Source organism: Saccharothrix lopnurensis (assembly GCF_042658445.1).
GTDB classification, from domain to species: Bacteria; Actinomycetota; Actinomycetes; order Mycobacteriales; family Pseudonocardiaceae; genus Actinosynnema; species Actinosynnema lopnurensis.
On the sequence record NZ_JBHSQO010000026.1, the window covers coordinates 62,525 to 83,711 of the forward strand.

Annotated in this window: 17 protein-coding genes; 3 read left to right on the plus strand and 14 right to left on the minus strand. The window is 73.5% G+C overall.

Annotated elements, in window-relative coordinates; translation table 11 throughout:
- Positions 1-13 precede the first annotated feature (13 nt).
- Positions 14-1,018 carry a LacI family DNA-binding transcriptional regulator gene (locus ACFP3R_RS23490; RefSeq protein WP_380638537.1) on the plus strand — a complete coding sequence of 335 codons (1,005 nt, stop codon included), beginning with the start codon at positions 14-16 and terminating at the stop codon, positions 1,016-1,018.
- 53 nt (positions 1,019-1,071) lie between these two features.
- Positions 1,072-1,275 (plus strand): hypothetical protein, encoded by a 204-nt coding sequence (locus tag ACFP3R_RS23495; protein WP_380638538.1) that lies wholly within the window; start codon positions 1,072-1,074, stop codon positions 1,273-1,275.
- Positions 1,276-1,282: 7 nt separating this feature from the next.
- On the opposite strand, the gene ACFP3R_RS23500 is transcribed toward ACFP3R_RS23495, so the two are convergent.
- Both ACFP3R_RS23500 and yicI read right to left on the minus strand, forming a co-directional pair.
- Positions 1,283-4,150, minus strand: coding sequence for a beta-galactosidase (locus ACFP3R_RS23500; RefSeq protein ID WP_380638539.1), 2,868 nt, complete (start codon positions 4,148-4,150; stop codon positions 1,283-1,285).
- The gene (gene yicI, locus ACFP3R_RS23505; protein ID WP_380638540.1) at positions 4,147-6,444 is read right to left on the minus strand and encodes an alpha-xylosidase; all 2,298 of its coding nucleotides are present in this window, start codon (positions 6,442-6,444) and stop codon (positions 4,147-4,149) included. Before yicI ends, ACFP3R_RS23500 begins: the two co-directional genes overlap by 4 nt.
- 83 nt (positions 6,445-6,527) lie before the next feature.
- On the opposite strand from yicI, the gene ACFP3R_RS23510 reads away from it, so the two are divergent.
- Positions 6,528-7,271 carry an RNA-guided endonuclease TnpB family protein gene (locus tag ACFP3R_RS23510; RefSeq protein ID WP_380638541.1) on the plus strand — a complete coding sequence of 248 codons (744 nt, stop codon included), beginning with the start codon at positions 6,528-6,530 and terminating at the stop codon, positions 7,269-7,271.
- Positions 7,272-7,363: 92 nt separating this feature from the next.
- Here the strand turns inward: ACFP3R_RS23510 and ACFP3R_RS23515 are convergent, their stop codons facing one another.
- The 12 genes from ACFP3R_RS23515 to ACFP3R_RS23570 form a co-directional block, all read right to left on the minus strand.
- On the minus strand, positions 7,364-8,176 hold the full coding sequence (locus tag ACFP3R_RS23515) for a carbohydrate ABC transporter permease (protein ID WP_380638542.1): 813 nt from the start codon (positions 8,174-8,176) through the stop codon (positions 7,364-7,366).
- Complete coding sequence (locus tag ACFP3R_RS23520) at positions 8,173-9,078, minus strand: carbohydrate ABC transporter permease (RefSeq protein ID WP_380638543.1); 906 nt, start codon at positions 9,076-9,078, stop codon at positions 8,173-8,175. The genes ACFP3R_RS23515 and ACFP3R_RS23520 overlap by 4 nt, the downstream gene beginning before the upstream one ends.
- Positions 9,075-10,352 (minus strand): ABC transporter substrate-binding protein, encoded by a 1,278-nt coding sequence (locus tag ACFP3R_RS23525; RefSeq protein ID WP_380638544.1) that lies wholly within the window; start codon positions 10,350-10,352, stop codon positions 9,075-9,077. The genes ACFP3R_RS23520 and ACFP3R_RS23525 overlap by 4 nt, the downstream gene beginning before the upstream one ends.
- Positions 10,353-10,620: 268 nt before the next feature.
- The gene (locus tag ACFP3R_RS23530) at positions 10,621-11,745 is read right to left on the minus strand and encodes a S1 family peptidase (protein ID WP_380638545.1); all 1,125 of its coding nucleotides are present in this window, start codon (positions 11,743-11,745) and stop codon (positions 10,621-10,623) included.
- Between the two features lie 258 nt (positions 11,746-12,003).
- Positions 12,004-13,116 (minus strand): winged helix DNA-binding domain-containing protein, encoded by a 1,113-nt coding sequence (locus tag ACFP3R_RS23535; protein WP_380638546.1) that lies wholly within the window; start codon positions 13,114-13,116, stop codon positions 12,004-12,006.
- A gap of 594 nt (positions 13,117-13,710) precedes the next feature.
- Positions 13,711-15,036, minus strand: coding sequence for a M20/M25/M40 family metallo-hydrolase (locus ACFP3R_RS23540; protein ID WP_380638547.1), 1,326 nt, complete (start codon positions 15,034-15,036; stop codon positions 13,711-13,713).
- Positions 15,037-15,286: 250 nt separating this feature from the next.
- Positions 15,287-15,937, minus strand: a complete 651-nt coding sequence (locus tag ACFP3R_RS23545; RefSeq protein ID WP_380638548.1) for a winged helix-turn-helix transcriptional regulator — start codon at positions 15,935-15,937, stop codon at positions 15,287-15,289.
- Positions 15,938-16,061: 124 nt separating this feature from the next.
- A complete protein-coding gene (locus ACFP3R_RS23550; protein ID WP_380638549.1) occupies positions 16,062-17,192 on the minus strand; it encodes a trans-sulfuration enzyme family protein in 1,131 nt (376 codons plus the stop codon).
- 23 nt (positions 17,193-17,215) lie between these two features.
- Positions 17,216-18,061, minus strand: coding sequence for a class I SAM-dependent methyltransferase (locus tag ACFP3R_RS23555; protein ID WP_380638550.1), 846 nt, complete (start codon positions 18,059-18,061; stop codon positions 17,216-17,218).
- 32 nt (positions 18,062-18,093) lie between these two features.
- Positions 18,094-19,368 (minus strand): aminotransferase class V-fold PLP-dependent enzyme, encoded by a 1,275-nt coding sequence (locus ACFP3R_RS23560; protein WP_380638551.1) that lies wholly within the window; start codon positions 19,366-19,368, stop codon positions 18,094-18,096.
- Positions 19,365-20,102 (minus strand): crotonobetainyl-CoA--carnitine CoA-transferase, encoded by a 738-nt coding sequence (locus ACFP3R_RS23565; RefSeq protein ID WP_380638552.1) that lies wholly within the window; start codon positions 20,100-20,102, stop codon positions 19,365-19,367. The genes ACFP3R_RS23560 and ACFP3R_RS23565 overlap by 4 nt, the downstream gene beginning before the upstream one ends.
- 344 nt (positions 20,103-20,446) lie before the next feature.
- On the minus strand, positions 20,447-21,166 hold the full coding sequence (locus tag ACFP3R_RS23570) for a winged helix-turn-helix transcriptional regulator (protein WP_380638553.1): 720 nt from the start codon (positions 21,164-21,166) through the stop codon (positions 20,447-20,449).
- Between the last annotated feature and the right edge of the window lie 21 nt (positions 21,167-21,187).

Consider the following 21,187-nt stretch of genomic DNA (forward strand, 5'->3'; position numbering starts at 1 on the left):
CTATGATCCACAGGTGGTCACCATCGCCGATGTGGCGCGCGCGGCGGGCGTCTCGCCCAGCACCGTGTCCTACGTGCTGTCCGGCAAGCGCACGATCTCGGAGACGACCCGGCGCAAGGTGCACCGCAGCATCCGCAAGCTCGGCTACCGCCCCAACGCGGGCGCGCGGGCGCTGGCCAGCAGCCGCACCAACGTGCTCGCCCTCGTCGCGCCCCTGCGCACCGACCTGAACGTGCCCGTGGTGATGCAGTTCGTCGGCGCCGCCGCCGCCGCGGCCCGCGCCCACGACCACGACGTGCTGCTGCTGACCGCGGACGAGGGCGCGGAGGGGCTCGACCGGGTCGCGGCCTCCGCCCTGGCCGACGCGATCCTGGTGATGGACGTGGAGGCGGGCGAACCGCGGGTGCCGGTGCTGCGCGCGCTGGAGCGGCCCGCGGTGCTCATCGGGGTGCCGGACGACTGCGCCGGCCTGACCTGCGTGGACCTGGACTTCACCGCGGCGGGCGCGGCCTGCGTGGCGCACCTGGCCGACCTCGGTCACCGGCACGTCGCCCTGATCGGCCCCTCCCCCGCCGTCTACCGGCGGGGCACCAGCTACGCGGGGCGGTTCCTGCGCGGCTTCGAGCGGGAGGCGGCCGACCGGGGCGCGCTGACCACCGCGCTGGCCTGCGTGCCCACCTACGACGGGCTGCGCGACTGCCTGGACGACCTGTTCGCCCGCCGACCCCCGGTGACCGGGCTGGTGGTGCACAACGAGGCCGTGCTCGGGCCGCTGCTGTCGGAACTGGCCCGGCGCGACCGGCGGGTGCCGCGCGACGTCTCGGTGCTCGCGGTGTGCCCGCCGGACCTGGCGCGGTCGCACGAGGTGCCGCTGACCTCGGTGGACATCCCCGCGGCCGAGCTGGGCGAGCTGGCGGTGGAGCTGGCGATGCGGCAGCTGGACGGCCACGGCGAGCCGGAGGTGCGGTTGCTGCCGCCGCGGCTGGAGGCGCGTGGCAGCACCGGCCCGCCGCCCTGAGCACGCGCCCCCCACCTATTGACATTCGATAGTTTGCAAGCGATATTCGATGCATGAACGTCGAACCTCGCCGCCGGGGCCTGCCCTGGGGCGGAGACCTCGTGAAGTACGTCCTCGCCCTGCTCACCGTCGTGGTCGGCGTGGCCGCCTTCATCTACGGAGGAGCCGACGACTCACCCGGGCTCCAGCTCATCGGGGCCCTGATCGTCGTCGGCGTCGTCGTCTCCGGGGCGCGGTCCGCCCGGCGCGGCGGGTAGCGGCGCGTCAGCGGCCCCCGCCCGTCCGGTGGTTGCCCAGGGTCACCAGCCGCACGGGTCCGGGCCCGCCCGGCAGCCGCTCGGTGGCGATCACGGCGAAGGTGAGCGCGTTGTGCTCGGCCAGCACCCCCGCCGGGAGCACGAAGTCCCGCTGCGGGCTCGCCCCGCCCAGGTACTGGCCCACGTTCCAGCCGTTGACGAAGATCAGCACCCGGTGGGACCGCTGGGTGGTGTCGTCGAAGCGCAGGCCCAGCGACACGTCGTGCCCGCGCGGCAGGTCCAGCCGGAACGCGGTCCGGTACCAGGACACCCCGGGCGGCGCGGCGGACGGCGGCCGGCCCCAGCCCGTGCCGCCGGGCAGGTGCCAGCCGGCGCGCTCGCCGTGCAGGCCGCCCGCGTTCATCGGGCCGCGTTCGCCGTCGTTCGGGCGTGAGCCGCGCACCTGCCACGAGATCGGCGCGGTCGAGCCCCGCACCACCGCCCCGAACAGGCCGCGGGGCTGCTTGAACCGGGTGTCGTCGGCGGTCCAGTCGTCGTTGTGGCCCATGTTCTCCACCAGAACCGTCAGCGTCGCCCGCCGCCCGGCGACCAGCAGCCCCTCCGGCACCGCGAAGTCGCCGCGGCCGGGGTCGGGGTTCACCGGTTCCGCGTCGGACTCGGTGCCGCCCGCGGCGGAGCCGAGGTACCGGCCGTCGAGCCACACCAGGTACACCCCGCGCCGGCCGGTGATGGCGTTGAGCGAGATCGTCCGCTCCGCGCCGGTGGCGGTGAACCGGCCCCGGTACCAGACGCTGCCCTGGTGGAAGCCGTACTCGTCGGAGTAGAGCACGGGCAGCGCCTTGGGCTTGATCGGGCTGGCGGTGGTCGTCCGGTCCGCCGTAACCCAGCCGGTCTCCCCGGCGCCCGGCGGCTCGGCGCGGTGGCGCCAGTCGGTCAACCCCGGCAGGCGCACCGGCTCCGGTCCGGGCAGCGCGCCCAGCAGCGAGCCGCTCGGCGTGCGGCGCACGTGCACGGTCCGCCCGCCGACGCCGAGCCGGCGGACCGGGGCGAACACCTCCACCTCGCCCGCCCGGTCGGTGTCGGCGCGCAGCACCAGCCGGTCGCCGACCACCGCCGCGGACCGGGCCAGGGCGGTGCCGCGCACCAGCACCGGCCCCTGGTCGGTGTCCAGCCGCCAGAACCGCGCGGCGGTCTCGTCGGTGCCCAGCAGCAGCACCAGCGGTGGCCGCCCGCCGCCGGAGACCAGCACGCGGGCCAGGCCGGAGTGGGTGTAGTCCAACCTCAGGTCGCCGTCGGCGTAGGAGGCGCGCACCGCGCCGTCGAGCACCCGCACGGTCGGCGCGGACGAGTAGCGCAGCACGGTGGAGCCCCGCTCGCCGTCCCGGCCGTAGAGCACGGCCACGTCGCGCCCGGAGACCCCGACGTGGGTGAGGATCTCGGAGCTCGACCACACCAGCCGCTGACCGCCCAGGTCGTAGCCCGCCACCAGCACCTTGGCGTCCCGGCCGTTCACCCGCACGGGAACCCGGTAGCGACCGTCCGGGGTGGACCAGTCCAGCTCGGTGGCCACGTCGGCGGTCGAGCGCCGGTCCGGGTGGCGGACCAGGACGAACTGCGTGCCGGTGTCCGGGTTGGACCGGGCCTGCGCGAACACGGCCGGGTCGGCGGGCACGGGCGCGGGCGCCGGGTCGGTCTTGGTCAGCGGCGCGACCGTGGTCGCGAAGTAGCCCTGGCGCTTGAACTCGTCGTACTTGGCGGTGAGCTGCCGGGACTCGGTGATCGCCGCGCCGTAGTCGTAGGAGGTGTAGACGTCGTTGGGCTGCGGCAGCCAACCCCAGGACGTGCCGCCGTAGGCCATGTAGTAGCCGAACATGGTGGCGCCGCTGCCGATGGCGTTGGACTTGTAGAACACCTTCATGAAGTCCGGCCCGGTCAGCTCGCGGCACGCCCCGTACCCGGCGTCGTGCAGGTCGATGGCCCCCGCCTGGTACTCCGCCGCGTAGACCGGCCCGTCGTCGCGCAGCCTGCGGGTCACGCCCTCGGACTGCCCCCAGGTGTCGGGCGCGCGGCAGTCGAACCCGACCGGGTAGTCGTCCACGCCCGGGATCTGCACCGCGCCCCGCCCCGAGGACCAGTTGGCCAGGTCGCCGTTGCAGCAGTTGTTGTGCGCGATCGGCACGTCGATGCCGTCGGCCCTGGCCTGCTGCTGCAACTGCTCCATGTAGGCGGCGTCGACGTTGACGGCGTACTCGTTCTCCACGTTGTAGGCGATCACCGAGCCGCCCCGGGTGACCTGGTGGCGGGCGATGATCGGGTTGAGGTGGTCGAGCCAGTCCCGGTAGGCGGCGGTGTAGCCGGGGTCGCTGGAGCGCGCCCGGCCGGCCACGGTCTTCAGCCACGCCGGGAACCCGCCGCCGCTGGTCTCGGCGTTGATGTAGGGACCGGGCCGGGCCACCACGTACAGGCCGAGCTCGTCGGCCGTGCGCAGCAGCAGGTCGACGTCGCGCACCCCGGTGAAGTCGTAGGAGCCGGGCGCGGGCGAGTGGTAGCCCCAGTGGAAGTACAGCGACACGCCGTTGAAGCCGGCGGCCCGGATCTTCTCCAGCACGTCCCGCCACAGCTCCTGGCTGGGCAGCCGGAAGTAGTGGAACTCCCCCGACCACAGCAGGACGCGCTCGCCGTCCACGGACAGGGAGTACCGGTCGTAGGTCACCTCGTGGCGGGCGCCCTCCGGGGTGGCCGGGCTGGTCGCCGGCCCGGTCACCGGCCCGGTCGCGGTCGCGGTCGCCTTCGCGGTCACCGGCCCGGTCGCGCCCGCCGCCGCGGGCGAGAGCAACGACGCCAGCAGCACCAGGACGACCCCCACCGCCCTCATCTGATCCCCTCCACCGTCACCGCGCTGCCCCCGGCGTCGACCAGCACCCCGTCCGGGTGCTGGTGCGCGGTCCCGCCCCCGACGGCGTCCACCGACCGGGCGCCGACGAGCAGCAGCCGCCACCGCGACGGCGCGTCCTCCACCTCGACCCACATCCGGTCGCCCCGCTTGACCAGGCGGAAGGCGGAACCGCCGACCACCATCGCGTGCTTGCCGTCCGACAGCCCGTACACCCGCAGCGTGACGCCCTCGGCGTAGTCGTAGTCCGGCCGGTCGTCGACCGCGCCCACCGGCAGCACGGCGCCCGGCCGCACCAGCAGCGGCACGGTCAGGAAGTCGCAGCGCTCCCGCACCCAGCGCGGCCCCTCCACCACCCGCCCGGTCAGCAGGTGCGTCCACGTGCCCCCCGGGACGTAGTAGGACACGTCGCCCTCGTCGGAGAACACCGGCGCGACCAGCAGGTCGTCACCGAGCATGTACTGCCGTTCCAGGTGGGCGCAGCCGGGGTCGTCGGGGAACTCCAGGGCCATCGCCCGCATCACCGGCACGCCCTCCTCCGCGGCCTGCCGCGCGGCCCGGTCCAGGTAGGGCATCAGGCTCAGCTTCAGCCTGGTGAACCGGCGCAGCACCTCCACGGCCTCCTCGTCGAACAGCCACGGCACCCGGTAGGAGCCGCTGCCGTGCAACCTGCTGTGCGAGGACAGCAGGCCGAACGCGGTCCACCGCTTGAACAGCGCCGCCGACGGGGTGCCCTCGAAGCCGCCGATGTCGTGGCTCCAGAAGCCGAAGCCGGACAGCCCCAACGACAGCCCGCCGCGCAGGCTCTCCGCCATCGACTCGTAGGTGGCCTCGCAGTCGCCGCCCCAGTGCACCGGGAACCGCTGCGAACCGACCGTGGCCGACCGGGCGAACACCACGGCGTCACCGTCGCCCCGCCGCTTGCGCAGCACCTCGAACACGGTCTGGTTGTAGAGGTAGGTGTAGTAGTTGTGCATCCGCTCCGGGTCGGAGCCGTCGTGGTAGACGACGTCGGTCGGCACGCGTTCGCCGAAGTCGGTCTTGAAGCAGTCGACGCCCTGGGCGAGCAGGGCGTCCAGCTTGGCCGCGTACCAGGCGCGGGCGGCCGGGTTGGTGAAGTCCACCAGCGCCATGCCGGGCTGCCACAGGTCCCACTGCCACACCTCGCCACCGGGCCGGCGCAGCAGGTAGCCGCCCGCGACGCCCTCGGCGAACAGCGGCGAGCGCTGCGCGATGTAGGGGTTGATCCACAGCGAGACCTTCAGGCCCTTCGCCCGCAGCCGCTCCAGCATCCCGACCGGGTCGGGGAACGTGCGCGGGTCCCACTCGAAATCGCACCAGTGGTACTCGCGCATCCAGAAGCAGTCGAAGTGGAACACGCTCAGCGGCAGGTCGCGCGCCGCCATGCCGTCGATGAACCCCGACACCGTCTCCTCGTCGTAGGAGGTGGTGAACGAGGTGGACAGCCACAGGCCGTAGGACCAGGCGGGCGGCAGCGCGGGCCGGCCGGTGAGCGCGGTGTACTTGCGCAGGACGTCCTTCGGCGTGGGGCCGTAGATCAGGAAGTACTCCAGCGACTGCCCCTCCACGCTGAACTGGACCCGGGACACCGCCTCGGAACCGACCTCGAACGACACGCGGCCGGGGTGGTTGACGAACACCCCGTACCCGGCGTTGGTGAAGAAGAACGGCACGTTCTTGTACGCCTGCTCGCTGCTGGTGCCGCCGTCGGCGTTCCAGACCTCGACCGCCTGGCCGTTGCGCACCAGGGGCCCGAACCGCTCGCCCAGCCCGTAGACCACGTCGCCGACGCCCAGCACCAGCTGCTCGCGCACGTGGTGGCGACCCTCGGCGGTCATGAGACCGATGCCCTTGGCCCGACTGCTGGTCAGGGTGCGCCCGGCCGCGGTGAAGTCGACCTGCCACTCCTCACCGCGCCGCACCCGCACCGACAGCGCGCCGGAGGTCAACTCCACGCCGGCGTCGTCGTCGACGACCTTGGCCTCGTGCGCGGGGTCGGTGGTCACCGCGAACGCCGGCTCCCCGTCCGCGCCGCCCGCGAAGTGCGTGATGGACACGCCGACCACGTCCGGGGCGGGCGCGGTGAGACCCAGGGTGACCAGCGGCCCCTTGAGCGTGTCACCCCGGTGCCGGACGGGGCTGGTCGGCGCGTGCACGACCACCTCGCCGTCGCCCGCGGTGACGTCGTGCACCTGGACCGGGTAGGCGCCCTCGACACCCGGGCGCAGCAGCCAGTAACCGTCGCTGAACTTCACTTGCGCTCCTGTCGGTGGAGGCCCGGCCGCTCCCGGCCGGGAGGAGACCAATACCCCGGAACGGCACCGAGGGGTTCGCGGGGATGCCGGGTGAGGAGGTCCGGGCCCTGTCGGTGCCCTCCGATACGCTGGTGGGCGTGGCAGTGCGGTGGGTGTGGAACCACTGCGTCGCGGACTCCAAGGCGACCCACGCCCACAACCGGGCGCATCCCGGGGAAAAACGGACGTGTGGTGCGGCACGGCTCGACCGTCGGCTCACCTCCTGGCGTGCGGAGCACGGCAGGAAGGCCGCCGCACGACTGGCGCGCTACCACAGCAGGATGGCCCGCCGCCGACCCCCGAGGGGGCAGGCGGCGTCGAAGGGCTACCGCACCGCGAGGCGGCAGGCCGCGCGGCTGCACGCGCGGGTCCGCGCGCAGCGCACGGACACCGCCCGCAAGTGGGCCGAACGGGTCGTGCGCGACCACGACGCGTTGGCGGTGGAGGACTTCCGCCCCGGGTTCCCGGCCAGGACCACCATGGCGCGCAAGGCCGCCGACGCCGCGATCGCCGCCACGAAGCGGGCGTTGGTCGAGATGGGCCGCGAGCACGGGCGTGACGTGCGGCTGGTCAACCCGCAGTACACGACGATGGACTGCGGTGGGTGCGGGGCGAGAGCCAAGCACGCCCTGCCGCTGTCGGAGCGAACGTATTGGTGCACCACGTGCGGGTCGGTCTGCCCGAGAGACCGCAACTCCGCGCGCGTGGTGCTCGTCCGGGCAGGTTTGGACCCGGCCGGTGTCGAGGGCGCAAGACCTGCTCGTCCGCCGGACGAGCAGGCGGTCTGAGCCGGGAATTCCCGCAGGGCCCGTGAACGAACAGGAACCCCGATCGTGCCGCCAGGCGCGGGGGACCCCCCGTTGTTCAGGGCGGGAAGCACTCACTTGCCCGCTCCTGCCGTGATGCCGCGGGTCATCGCCCGCTGGAAGATGAGGAAGAAGGCGATGGCCGGCACGACCCCGAGCAGCGCGGAGGCGCTGGTCGTGGTGGCGTCCATCATCCGCTGGCCCTGGAGCACCCCCAGCGCCACCGGCACGGTCTGGTTCTCGTTGGAGATCAGCAGCACCAGGGGCAGGAAGAACTCGTTCCAGGTCCAGATGAAGAAGAACACGAACAGCACCCCCAGGGTCGGCCTGCTGACCGGCACCACGATCCGCAGCAGGACCTGCCACCTGGTCGCCCCGTCCAGGCGCGCGGCCTCCAGCAGCTCGCGCGGGAACCCGGTCAGCGTCGAGGTGAGCAGGTAGGTGCCGAAGGACGCCTGGATCACCGTGAAGACGATGACCACGGCCGTCCTGGTGTCGTAGAGGCCGATCTCGTTGGCCAGGAAGTACAGCGGGTAGGCCAGGGCCTCCTGCGGCAGCGTGTTGGCGATCAGGAACACCACCAGGATCCACAGCCTGCCGCGCACCCGGCCGATGCCCAGCGCGTAGGCGTTGCACACCGACACCACGACGGCGAGCACGGCCACCGACCCGCTGATCACCACGCTGTTGAGCAGCTTCTCGCCGAAGTCGACGCGGTCCCAGAAGGCGATGATGCCGTCCAGGGAGACCTCGCGGGGCAGGCTGAGGGGGCCGTTGGCGGCGTAGTCGGCGGGTGTCTTGACCGCGTTGACCGCCACGAGGACGAAGGGCACGAGCATCGCCGCGGCCAGCAGGACCACCGACCACAGCACCGCGTGCCGCCTCACCGGTCCTCACCCCGCTGCTGCACGCGCAGGAACACCGCGGTGAGGACCAGCACGAGCACCGTCAGCACGGTGGCGATGGCCGCGCCGTAGCCGACCCTGGTCTTCTCGAAGAAGTTCTGGAACGAGTAGTACGAGGGGACGGTGGTCGCGCCGCCGGGCCCTCCCCTGGTCAGCACGTAGATCGGGGCGAACACCTTGAGCGCGGCGATCGTGCAGGTCAGCAGCACGACGAAGACCTCGGGGCGCAGCTGCGGCACGGTGACGTGCCGGAACCTGCCCCACCAGGACGCGCCGTCGAGCTCGGCCGCCTCGTGCAGCGACGGGTCGATGCGCCGCATCCCGGCCATGAAGATCACCACGGGGTAGCCGACCTGGATCCACAGCAGCACGCCCATGACCGACCACAGCGCCAGGTCCGGGTCGCCCAGCCAGTTGCGCGCCAGCGAGTCCAGCCCGACCGCGCGCAGCACCTCGTTGAGCGCGCCGTCGCGCGGGGCCAGGACCCAGCCCCACACGATCCCGGCGACCGCGACGGGCAGCACCTGCGGCAGGTAGACGCACGCCCGCAGCACGCCCGCGGCACGCGGGCCGAAGTGCCGGGCGACGTGGTCGAACAGCACGGCGGCGATGAGCAGCCCGGCCAGGGTCGGCAGGACCGCCATGGCCAGGACCAGGCCCGCGTTGTGCCGGAACGACGCCCAGAACACCCCGTCGGTCAGCAGCCGCCGGTAGTTCTCCGCCCCGACCCACTCCGGCTCGCCCGCGCCGGACCACTCGGTGAGGCTGAGGCCGACGTTCATGCCGAACGGCACCAGGACCACCGCGAGCAGCAGCAGGGCGCCGGGCAGCAGGAACAGCAGGTAGGACCCGCGGTCGCGGACCGCGGTGACGACCGGGCTCATCCGCCGACGCCCGCCAGGTTCTCCCGGTAGTAGTCGGCCAGCTCGGTGAGCACCTCGTGCGGCCCCAGCTCGCCGGTGATGAGCTTCTGCACCGCGGTGACCTGCGCGTCGTAGAAGCCGGGCACCGGCCAGTCGGGGTAGAACGCCAACCGGTCGCCTGCGCTGAGCTCGCGGAAGTCCTCGTTGAGCCGCGCCACCCCCGGGTCGGTCGCGGGCGCGTCGCCCGGGGCGAGCGCGACGCCGCCGGAGTCGCGCAGCAGGTCCTGGACGGGCTGCGACAGGGTGATGTCGATGAAGTCGAGGGCCAGTTCCTTGTTCTTCGCGCCCTTGGGCACCACCCACAGGTTGCCGCCGGACCCGGCGGTCATGCCCGGCCACGCCGCGGTGGCCCACTCGAAGTCCCGGACCTGGGAGCGCAGCCGGCCGTACCACCAGCTGCCGCTGATCATGATCGGGTGCCGGCCCTGCGCGAACCCCAGGCCCATGTCCTCGGCCTTGAGGCCGGCGGAGTCCTCGTCGAGGTAGCCCTCGCGCAGCCACGCGGCGAAGGTCTCCACGGCGTTCGACCAGGTCCGGTCGTGGAAGTCCACCTCGCCGGTGTAGCGCTGGAACCGGTCGACCCAGTCGCGGTCGGCCCTGGTCAGGGCGAGCTGGTAGAGCAGTTGGGCGGCCGGGTACTCGGCACCGCCCACGGCCAGCGGTGTGATGCCCTCGGCGGCGAACCGCCCCATCGCGGCGGTCAGCTCCTCCAGCGTGGTGGGCGCGGCCAGCCCCCGCTGGTCGAACATGGTCTTGTTGTAGTAGACCAGCACGTACTCGGCGTAGTTGGGGACGCCGTACCACTTGCCGGAGCCCATGACGCCGCGCTCGTCGTAGCGGGCGGTGATGTCGGGGCCGGCCCCCACCTTCCGGTCCCAGCCGCGGTCGGCGGCCTCGACGCTCAGGTCGGTCAGCAGCCCCTGCTTGGAGAGCAGGCCGGTGGTGGCGTTGCCCTTGTTGTACTCCATGAGGTCGGGGGCGTCGGAGGAGTTGAGGACCATGGGGGCGGTCTTCTGGACCTGCTCGAAGCCCTTCTCCTCGAACTCGACCGTCACGCCGGGGTGGGATTCCTCGAACAGCCTGATCGCCTCGGCCCAGGCGATGCCCATCGCGCTGTCGGGTCCCTCGTAGTGCCACAGCGTGAGCGTGTTGAGGTCGCCGGCGTCGTCCGAGCTCCCGCACCCGGCCGCCACCGTCAGGGCCGCCACCAGGGCGACCAGGAGCTTTCCCGGCATCGGACCCCCTCCGCCGCGCGTTCACCATCGAAGCGCTTCGACGAAGACCGTAGGGCGCGCGGGGGTCCGAGGACAACGGCCAGCCGGGTGAAGCTTCGGCCGGCGATGCTTCCGGACCGCCGTTGGCGCAGGTGGTCGGGGCCGTGCGGGTGATCGGGGCGGCGATCCGGCGTGGCGCCGGGGGCCGAGACGACCGCCGGCCGTCGACGCGCACCGGCCGCACGCGCGGTGGGCCCACCCCCTCGGGAGTGGGCCCACCGCGCCGGGATCAGGCCGTGAGCAGCCTCAGCCCGTAGGTGGACAGGATCTCGTTGATCGGCTGGAACCAGGTCCGGCCGCCCGACGAGCAGTTGCCGTAACCGCCGGACGTGACGCCCTGCGCCTGGTCACCCGTGATGAACGAGCCGCCCGAGTCGCCGCCCTCGGCGCACACGCTCGTGCCGGCCATCTGGTGCACGTCGCCCTGCGCGTAGTGGATGGTCTCGTTGCGGGACTGCACGACGCCGCAGTGCCAGCGCGTCGTCGAGCCCGACCGGCACACCGACGTGCCCACCGGCGCCTCCCACGAGCCGCGCACCAGGGCGTCGCTGACGGTGCCCCAGCCGAGCACGACCGGCGCGTTCCACCAGCCGCCGCCGGTGCGGACCCACGCGTAGTCGTTGCCGGGGAACGAGGAGCCCGCGAACTGGCCCTGCCACGACCGGTCCCAGCCGTAGACCTGGGCGCCCGTGCCACCGCAGTGCCCGGCCGTGACGTACCCGCCGTGCACCGAGAACCCGATGGAGCACCGCACGTTGCCCGTGTAGTACGGGTCGCCGCCGACCGTGCCGGCCGCGAACGGCACCGGCCGCGTGACGCCCTCGGTGTTGACCTCGATCGGGCCCAGCCGCGCGGCCCGGTCGAGGAACTCGGCCACCTCGCGCGCCTGCGCCCCCGCCTCGACGTTGACCACCACCGCGCCGCTGCGCGGGTCCGGGTGCCAACTGGCCACCGCGGCGGGCACCCCGCCCGCCCGGGACAGCGCGTCCACCCGGTCCTTCACCCGGTCCAGCTCGGCGGCCGTGTGCGCGACGACCCGGGCTTCGGCCCCGGCGGCGCGCACGCGCTTCGCGGCGGCCTCGTCCGTGACGCCGACGACCAGCGCGCCCGCGTCCGCGTCGAACCAGCTGCCGCCGAACGCCTCGCCGGCGGCCCGCCGCGCGTCCGGGGCCAGGCGGGTCGCGGTCGCCTCCCGGGCGATCCTGGTCCGGGCCTGCTGCTCGGTCAGGCCGAACGCGTCCCGCATCGAGGCCACCAGGCCCGGGGACAGCGGCTCGGCCTGCGCGGGCGCGGCGACGGCCAGGCCGCTCACCAGCAGGGCGGCCACCGCGCCGACCCTCGTCAACGTTGTCATGAGCACGCGATTCCTCCTCGTCCACAGGGAGGGCGCACGGCGAACAGGGATGAGCCGTGCGCCCCGGACAGTTGTGAGAGCGCTCTCACTAGCTGGTTCAGACCATGCCAAATCCGACTCGGCACCGTCAATCCCCTGACGCGAGGCCGGCTCGATTCCTGACGCGTGGCGGGCGCGAGCCCGGCGCGAGTCTCGGCCCGGTTCCCGACGCGAGCCCCGGCCCAATTCTCCGGCTCGCCCCCGGCGCGAACCGGACCGCTACGAGACCCGCACCTCCGGCACGCGGGTGCCGCGCGCCCTGGCGAGGTGCTCGACCTCCGCCCGCAGCGCACCCATCGCGGGCTTCCGCGCACCGGGGAACATCGACACCACCACCGCGTCGTCCACCTGCTCCCACACGCCCTTGATCCGCCCCCCGACCACCACGATCGGCGCGATCCACCCCGCCGCCCGGCTCACCTTCGCCCGGTGCTCGGGCGCGAGGACCTGCGGGTCGTTCGTGCCCGGCCCCAGGACGTACTGGTCGAAGGCCCCCAGCAACCGCACCGACCCGCTCGGCTCCACACCCGCCAGCTCGTCCGCGTGCTCGGCCAGGACGTAAGCCTCCTGCCCCTCGACGTCGACCTCGGTCACCCGGTCGCCCAGGGCGGCGAACCACCCGCGCAGCGGCGTCTTCCTCAGCGCGCCCCGCATCAGCCAGGCGTTGAACGCGTCCGGGGTCGCCGGGCCGTACGCGCCCAGGTACGCCGCGATCGCGCGGGGCGCCGCCTCCTCCGGCTCGGGGAGCCCCCGCCACCCCGGGACCAGGTCGCCCGGCCGGGCGAAGGTGACCTTGGCGCCCTGGCTCGGGCCGTGGCAGAGCGTGCCCTGCCACGGCAGGGGCTTGAGGATCGCGCCCCAGCCGGACCGCAGCTGGGCCTCCATCTTGGCCAGCCCCCGGTCCGCCGCGACTGCGGTGACCAGCTCGTCGCGGGTGAGCACCCGGCCTTCCAGGGCCGCCGAGACCGCGTCCACGAGCGCCTCGACCTCCGCCGGGGTGGCGCCGAACTCGCGCTGCCACGGCGGTGAGTGCCAGGTGCGGGCGGAGGCGATGACCGACAGGAAGTCCCCCGCCTCGTCGCCCTTGAGCAGGTGCAGGGTGCCGCGCATCGCCCAGGTCTTGAGCAGCACCCGGTCGGCGAGGCCGCCCTCGATGTCCTCGGGCCTGGGCTCCGCCTGGCGCAGCAGCGCGGTCAGCGCCGCGGAGGACTTCACCTGGGCCTGCACGCCGCACAACCGGCTGACGACCGCCGCGCCGTCGGCGTCGGTCCGCGGCTCCAGGAACTGCCTCCGCAGGCGCCAGGCCCGGACCTGGTCCCAGGTGATCGTCACACGCCCTCCCCCGTCCCGCGACCCACCAGATCACGGCCCGCCCAGGATAGCGAATTGCGAACGACGCCCTCACCGCGCATTTTCGCGTACACCAGACCACTCGACCAGAAAAGAGTCGAGCAGTGACGCGACACGCACCCGCGGAAGCGAAGCGCGGTGCGCGTCCCGGTGACCCGGCGGGAACCGGTGCGCGCCCCACGGCTGCCCGAACAACCCCGCGTGCACGTGTTCGCGATCAACGCGGAGACGGTCCGTCGAGGTCCGGGGAAACAGAACCGGGCGGCCCGGAAATGTCCAACCGCCCGTTTCGCGCGATTGGACATTTCCGGGTGGGACTTGCCCACCCGGGCAAGTCCCACCCGGCATGAAATCCGGAATCCGGCCGACACCGCCGAATCCGTCGCCTTCTCCCCGGGGAATTCGATGACCACCACCGCGGCCGTCTCCCTCATCCCCCGGTACGACGACCTGTGCGGCGGTCTCCAGGTGGGCGTGGACCTGGTGCTGGAGCACGCCGGGTGGACCCCGTGCAGGCGCTCGGCAGCGGGTGGCGGTTCACCGCGCCCACAGGTCCCGGGCCGGCGCGCCGGAACTTCAGCAGTCGCGCAGGAACCGGTCCAGCACCCGTACGCCGAACCGGAGCGCCTCCACCGGCACCCGCTCGTCGACCCCGTGGAACAGGGCGGAGAAGTCCAGGTCGGCGGGCAGGCGCAGCGGCGCGAACCCGAAGTTGCGGATGCCCAACTGCTGGAACGACTTGGCGTCGGTGCCGCCGGAGAGCATGTAGGGCAGCACCCTCGCGCCCGGGTCCTCGGCCGAGATCGACGCCACCATCGCGTCCACCAGCGCCCCGTCGAACGTGGTCTCCACCGGCGGCAGCCCCAGCCACTCGCGCTCGACCTCCGGGCCGAGCAGCTCGGCCAGCTCCCGGTCGAACGCCTCCTCGCGGCCGGGCAGGATGCGGCAGTCCACAGTGGCCTCGGCCACCGACGGGATCACGTTCGCCTTGTACCCGGCGGAGAGCATGGTGGGGTTGGCGGTGTCGCGCAGCGTCGCCCCGATCATCCGGGACAGCCCGCCGAGCTTGCCGATCGACCCCTCCAGGTCGTCCTCGGGGAACTCCAGCCCGGTGATCTCCGAGACCCCGGCCAGGAACTCCCGCACCGAGGGCGTGAGCACGACCGGGAACCGGTGCTGCCCGAGCTTGGTGACCGCGGCGGCCAGCTTCGCCACCGCGTTGTCGTGGTGGATCATCGACCCGTGGCCGGCGGTGCCCCGAACCCGCAGCTTGAGCCAGCGGATGCCCTTCTCCGCGGTCTCCACCAGGTAGGCGCGGACGTCGTCCTTGAGGGTGATCGAGAACCCGCCGACCTCGCTGATGGCCTCGGTGACGCCCTCGAACAGCTCGGGCCGGTTGTCCACCAGCCACTTGGCGCCCCAGATGCCGCCGGCCTCCTCGTCGGCCAGGAACGCGAACACGATGTCCCGGGGCGGCACGATCCCGTCGCGCTTGAACCGCCGGGCGACGGCCAGCGCCATCGCGCACATGTCCTTCATGTCGACGGCGCCGCGCCCCCACACGTACCCGTCCTGGACGGTGCCGGAGAACGGGTGCACGGACCACTCGGAGGCGTCGGCGGGCACCACGTCGAGGTGGCCGTGCACGAGCAGCGCGCCCCGGCTCGGGTCGGCGCCCGCCAGCCGGGCGATCACGTTGCCGCGGCCGGGCGCCCCGGACTCCACGTAGGTCGTCTCGTAGCCGACCTCGGACAGCTTCTCCGCGACCCACTCCGCGGCGGCGCGTTCACCCACCAGGGTGGCGGCGTCCCCGGTGTTGGTGGTGTCGATCCTGATCAGCTCGCTGGCGAGCGACACGACCTCGTCCTGCGCCAGTTCCAACCCGTCTGCCCTGTTGCTCACCTCGTCTTCCTACCACCACCCGGTGGGCGCGGCGGTGGGCGGACCGGGAGGGAGGGGTCGGCGGACCGCATCAGGTGACGACGCGGGTGGGGCGCCGGGTGGGGCGGCGGACGTCGGGCGACGACGCGGGCGCGGCGGGCGGCGGACATCGGGTGACGGTGCGGGCGCGGCGGGCGGCGAACGGCCGGACCACGACGCGGGTGCCCGTCCCCGGCTCCGGCGACAGACCCCCGTGCCCGGCGCGCGGCGGTCAGGACAGGCCGAGCATCCGCGTGCACCGCTCGGCCACGGCCGGCGAGCCGGTGATCTTCACCTCGCCCGTCGCGATGGCCTGCGCGGGCGACAGCATCCGCGCCCCGATCCGCACGAACGTGTCCGTGTCGCACTCGACCGCCAGGTCCGGCGCGGGCACCGGGCCGCGGCCGAACGCCACCGAACCCCCCGCGACCGAGATGCTGAACACCTGGTCGGCCACCCGGAACTCGTAGACCTCCGCCACCTCCGGGACGAGGTCGTCCCGCACCATCGCCTGCACGGCCAGGAAGCCCCACTTCGCGCGGGTCTCCCCGGACGAGTCGCCCTCGCCCAGGAACTGGAGGCCCCACCCGGCCAGGGCCAGCACCGACGGGCCGAGCTCCTCCCCCACCGCGGTCAGCGCGTACTGGCGGGCCCGCCCGTCGCCCGGCACCGGCTGCTGCGCCACCACACCGCGGTCGACCAGCGCGCGCAGGCGCTCGGTGAGCAGGTTGGGCCCGATGCCCGGCAGGTTGTCGATCAGCTCGGTGAACCGCGTGGGCGCGATCAGCAGCTCGCGGATGATGAGCAGGGTCCAGCGCTCGCCGACCACGTTCAGCGCGCTCGCCAAGCCGCAGAACTGACCGTAGTCGCGTTTCGACGACACCACAGACCCCCCGTCGGTTCGGAGTGGTCATGGTAGACGCCGGCCCCGGCCGGTCCCGGCGATCGCGGCGCCGCAGCGCCGCGCACCGAGCCCGACCAGGGCCGATTACGCCCAGCAACACCCGTCAGGGCGCGTGCAGCGCCTGCCCGAGGTCGTCGAGCAGGTCCTGGGGGTCCTCGATGCCGACCGACATGCGCACCAGGTCGTCGGTGATGCCCAGCCTCGCCCGCACCTCCGGCGGGACCGGGCGGTGCGTGGTGGCGGCCGGGCACTGGGCCAGCGAGCGCACGCCGCCGAGGCTGACCGCGTTGGCGAACAGCTGGAGGCGGCCGAGCAGCTTGTCCACGTCGCCGCGGTACCGGAACGACACCAGCGAGCCGAACCCGGTCATCTGGCGCGCGGCGACCTCGTGCCCGGGGTGCTCCGGCAGGCCCGGGTAGCGCACCTCGGTCACGGCGGGCGACTCGCACAGCGCCGCCACCAGCAGCTCGGTGGAGGCGACCTGGCAGCGGGTGCGCAGCGAGAGCGTCTTGAGCCCTCGGTGGACCAGGAAGCAGTCGAACGGCCCCGGCACGTTGCCCACCGCGGTGCGGTTCGCGGCGAACGCCTCGTGCAGCTCCTCGCGGTCGTGCACCAGCGCCCCGCCCAGCACGTCGAGGTGGCCGGCGATCGACTTGGTGGTGCTGTAGAGCGTCACGTCCGCGCCGAAGCGCAGCGGCTGCTGGAGCACCGGCCCGGCGAGCGTGTTGTCCACCAGCACGACCGCGCCCGCCCGGTGGGCCAGCCTGCTCACCTCGGTCAGGTCGACCACCTTGAGCAGCGGGTTCGTGGGCGTCTCGACCCACACCAGCGTGCCCTCCGCGTCGTCGGCGAACACCCGCGCCACGACCTCCGGGTCCGCCAGGTCCTCGTAGCGGACCTCGACCCCGCGCGCGGCGACGGTCGCCATCAGGGCGTGCGTGCCGCCGTAGACGTCGTCGGACACGATCACCCGCTTCCGGGCGAGCACGGCCAGCGCGGTCGCGCCCGCGGCCTGCCCGGAGGAGAACACCGACGCGAACCGGACGTCCTCCAGCGCCGCCAGGCACCGCTCCAGGCCCTCGCGGGTCGGGTTCTCGCCCCGGGCGTAGAACCAGCGCAGCGGGTCCTGCACGTCGCGCTCGTAGGTGGAGGACAGGTGCAGCGGCGGCACGACGTCGCCGGTACCGGGCGTCGCCTCCTGACCCACGTGCACCAACCTGGTGTCGAACCTCATGCGGGGGCTCCCGGGGAACGGCGTCATGCGACGGCTCGGACGAGCAGGCAGCGGGACGGCAGGCGCACCCCGCCGCCGTCGACGAGGTACCGGCCGGCGGCCTCCACCAGGGCGCGGTGCACGTCCGGGTGGCGCTCGTCGCCGTAGCGGGCGCGCAGGGCGGCGCGCGGCCGGGGCGGCAGCACGTCGAGGGTGAACCCGGCGAACGCGTCCGGCGAGGCCAGCCGGAAGTCCACCGCCAGCTCGGTCACCTCGACGTCGCGGAACCCGGCGGCGGCCGGCTCGGCGCGCAGCGCCTCCGGGTCGGCCAGGCTGAACGGGCCCGGTCCGGGCGGTGGCGGGTCGAGCGCCAGCAGCCGGGACACGACGCCGAAGCCGAGAGCGATCATGGGCACCTCGGCGGGCGGCCCCCACACGGCCGCGGCGAGCACGCCACCGGGCCGCATGGCCGCCCGCAGCGCGCGCAGCAACCCGGGCCGGTCGCCGGCCAGCGGCAGCACCCACCGGCTCAGCACCACGTCGTGGCCGCCCGGCACGACCTCCGCGCCGCCGACCAGGAACCGGACGCCGGGCCGTCCCGCCGCGCGCTCCCGCGCCCGCTCGACCATGCGCGGCGACAGGTCGACGCCCACCACCTCGCCGGTCGGGCCGACCACGTCGGCGGCGGTCAGGGCGGGCTCGCCCAGGCCGGTGCCGTAGTCGAGCACGGACTGCCCCGCGCGCACCCCGCCGAGCCGCACCAGCTCGGCGGAGACCGCGGCGGCGGCCCGTTCGAAGTCCTCGGTCCACGCCAGCCAGCCGTCGCTGACGGCGTCCCAGGTGGCGGTCTGCTCGGCGCGGGTCCGGTCCAGCTCACCGGTGGTGGGCATCGGGGCACCTTCCTCCGTCGGTCGTCGCGCGGTCACAGGAAGCGCGTGGTCGGGTGGTCGGCGGTCCAGGAGCCGGGGCGCGCGGTCGCCAGCGCGTCGACCGCGGCGTCCACGTCGGCCTCGGTGTTGTAGACCGCGAAGGACAGGCGCACCGTGCCGAGCAGGCCGAGGCTGTCGAGGAACGTGCTGGCGCAGTGCACGCCGCAGCGCACCGCGATGTCCCGCCCGTCCAGGTGCGCGCCCACGTCGTAGGGGTGGACGCCGTCGACGACGAGGGAGACGATGCCGCTGGGCGTCTCCTCCGGCGACCCGACCACGCGCACGCCGGGCAGCTCGGCCAGGCGCCGCACCGCGTAGCGCACCAGGTGCTCGTCGTGGGCGCGCACGGCGTCCCGGCCGAGGTCGTCGAGGTAGCGCAGCGCGGCGGCCAGGCCGACCGCGCCCGCGACGTTCGGCGTGCCGGCCTCCAGCCGCGCGGGCAGGGGCACGTAGCGGACCGGCTCGGTCGCGCTCACGCCCTTCACCGTGCCGCCGCCGACGCGGGCCGGGCGCAGCCCGTCGAGCAGGTCGTACCTGCCGTACAGCACGCCGGTGCCCATCGGGCCGTAGACCTTGTGCGCGGAGAAGCAGTAGAAGTCGGCGTCCAGCGCCCGCACGTCCACGGTCCGGTGCGGCACCGCCTGCGCGCCGTCGACCAGGACCAGCGCGCCGTGCCGGTGCGCGGCGGCGATCAGCTCGGCGACCGGGTTGACGGTGCCGAGCACGTTCGACACGTGCGAGACCGCGACCAGCCGCACCCGCGGGCCGAGCAGGGCGGTGAACTTCTCGACGTCCACCCGGCCGTGCCCGTCGACGGGCGCGACGAGCAGTTCGGCGCCGGTCTCCTCCGCCAGCCTGCGCCACGGCAGCAGGTTCGAGTTGTGCTCCATGCCGCTGACCAGCACCGCGCTCCCGGGGCCGAGCAGGCGGCGGCCGAGCCCGTCGGCTACCGCGTTGACCGCGTCGGTGGTGCCCGAGGTGAACACCACCTCCTCGGGCCGTTCCGCGCCCAGAGCCCGCTGCACGTCGTGGCGCGCCTGCTCGAACACGTCCGTGGAGAGGCGGCCCAGCTCGTGGTAGCCGCGGCCGGTGTTGCTGTTGGCCGTGGTGTAGTAGCCGGTGATCGCGTCGAGCACGGCCCGCGGCTTGTGCGTGGTGGCGGCGTTGTCCAGGTAGGCGCCGGGACGCGTGGCGAGGATCGGGAAGTCCGCCCGCACCGAGGCGGGCAGGACGCCCCCGAGGACGCCCTGGTCGGCGGTGTGCGTCATCCGTGCTCCTCCGTGAACAGGCTCGTGAACCGGGCGACGTGGCTCGGCGACAGCGGGAACACCTTCTGCTCGGCGTAGGGCCGCCGGTTCGGCGGCGTGTAGCCGGGCTCGCCCTTGGCGGGCAGGCGGCCGTCCACGCGCAGGTGCGGGCCGAAGAAGAACCAGCAGATCTGGGCGACCTGCTCGACCACCAGCACCGGGTGCACCTCCTCCGGGTACATCGCCAGGTGCGTCCGCGCGGCGCGGAATTCGCCCCTCGGCCCGAAGGCGTTGCCGTGCATGATGTGGCCGAACACGTCGTGCACCACGCGGAAGATGTCGTTGTGGGACAGCTCCACGCCGTGCTCGACGACCCCGGACGGGGTGCGCAGCGGGTGGAAACCGGTCGTCGGGCCGGGCCCGTGGCCCGTGGCGGTGAGGAAGACGTGCAGGACACCGGATTCGCGCACGCGGCGCACCAGGTCCCGGGAGTCGCGGTAGGGCGGGCGGCCCTCGGCCCACGGTCGCACGTCGAGCCCGGACTCCCGGATCACCCGGTACTGCACCAGGTTTTCTCGCTTGAACAACTCATAGCGTTGTGCCAGATCGTCGTTCCAGTCGAGGCGTGGTGCGCGGTCGAAGGAGTCGGCCGTCTCGCGGCAGAAATCCTCGTCGAGGGTGAGCCGCAACCGGGAGAGATCAGCTATTGACGTGCCGGTGAGCCGGGGATGACCCTCGACGTAGGACTGAGCCATGGCAGCGAAGTCCGTTGCCGCTCCGGGTTCAAGCCCCACAGTGCCTCCCGTTCACCACTCAGGATAGCGACCTGTTTTTCAAGCGAACAGTAGCACGATCGGGGGTATGAACAGCCTGGCGTTCCGTGCCGGCGCCTTCGGACCTCCGTCCTGCGGGGAGGGACGTCGAACCCCTCTGAACAGGGTGGACGCGGCGGGTTCCGGGCACGCGGAGATCAGACCCCGCAGGGGTCGGACCGCCGCCGGAGCGGGACACCACAGGGTTGGCACACCACAGGAGCGGGGCGCCACGAGGTCGGCACACCGCGAGGTCACCACACCGCGGGAGCGGGACGCCGCGAGGATCAGCCCGCCGCGGCGGACGACGCCGGCCGGGCCGACACAGCTCGGGACGCCACGGTCCGGGACGACGCCGACTCCAGCCCCAGCAGTTCGCAGCAGCGCAGCACGGCGTCCACGTCCCCCTCCAGCACCAGGTGACCGGTCAGCATGGCCAGCAACGGCGTGAGGTGCCCCGAACCGATCCGCACGAACGTGGCCGCGTCGGTCTTCGCCACCACCACCGGGTCGACCGCGGCGCCCCTCAGGCCCCGCGCCCGACCACCGGAGATCTCGATGTGGAACACCTGGTCGTCCACGCGGAACTCGTACCGCTCGTGCCGGTCGGACACCTTGGCCGGGTCCAGCATCGCCTCCGCGGCGAGGAAACCCCACTGCGGTCGGAGGGTGTCCTCCGACCGCAGGTCGTCGACGAACTCCATGCCCCAGCGCGTCAGGCCCAGGATCAGCGGGCGCAGCTCCTCGCCGGCCGGGGTCAGCTCGTAGGCGAGCTGCGCGCCGGTGCCCCGGAGGTCCACCTGCCGCGCCACACCGCGCTGCACCAGGAACTTCAGGCGCTCGGCCAACAGGTTCGTGCCGATCCCGGGCAGGTTGGCCAGGACGTCGCTGTACCGGGCGGGCCCGAGGAGCAGCTCGCGGATGATCAACAGGGTCCACCGCTCGCCCACCACGTCCAGGGCCGACGCGAGGCCGCAGTACTGCTGGTAGCTCCGCTTGGTCGCCATGACTCCATCCCCCTTCAGCGG

Coding starts and splice junctions, on each gene's coding strand:
- ACFP3R_RS23495 (WP_380638538.1), top strand. CDS start 1,072: ATGAACGTCGAACCTCGCCGCCGGGGCCTGCCCTGGGGCGGAGACCTC.
- ACFP3R_RS23500 (WP_380638539.1), bottom strand. CDS start 4,150: ATGAGGGCGGTGGGGGTCGTCCTGGTGCTGCTGGCGTCGTTGCTCTCG.
- ACFP3R_RS23510 (WP_380638541.1), top strand. CDS start 6,528: ATGCCGGGTGAGGAGGTCCGGGCCCTGTCGGTGCCCTCCGATACGCTG.
- ACFP3R_RS23520 (WP_380638543.1), bottom strand. CDS start 9,078: ATGAGCCCGGTCGTCACCGCGGTCCGCGACCGCGGGTCCTACCTGCTG.
- ACFP3R_RS23525 (WP_380638544.1), bottom strand. CDS start 10,352: ATGCCGGGAAAGCTCCTGGTCGCCCTGGTGGCGGCCCTGACGGTGGCG.
- ACFP3R_RS23530 (WP_380638545.1), bottom strand. CDS start 11,745: ATGACAACGTTGACGAGGGTCGGCGCGGTGGCCGCCCTGCTGGTGAGC.
- ACFP3R_RS23550 (WP_380638549.1), bottom strand. CDS start 17,192: ATGAGGTTCGACACCAGGTTGGTGCACGTGGGTCAGGAGGCGACGCCC.
- ACFP3R_RS23555 (WP_380638550.1), bottom strand. CDS start 18,061: ATGCCCACCACCGGTGAGCTGGACCGGACCCGCGCCGAGCAGACCGCC.
- ACFP3R_RS23560 (WP_380638551.1), bottom strand. CDS start 19,368: ATGACGCACACCGCCGACCAGGGCGTCCTCGGGGGCGTCCTGCCCGCC.
- ACFP3R_RS23565 (WP_380638552.1), bottom strand. CDS start 20,102: ATGGCTCAGTCCTACGTCGAGGGTCATCCCCGGCTCACCGGCACGTCA.
- ACFP3R_RS23570 (WP_380638553.1), bottom strand. CDS start 21,166: ATGGCGACCAAGCGGAGCTACCAGCAGTACTGCGGCCTCGCGTCGGCC.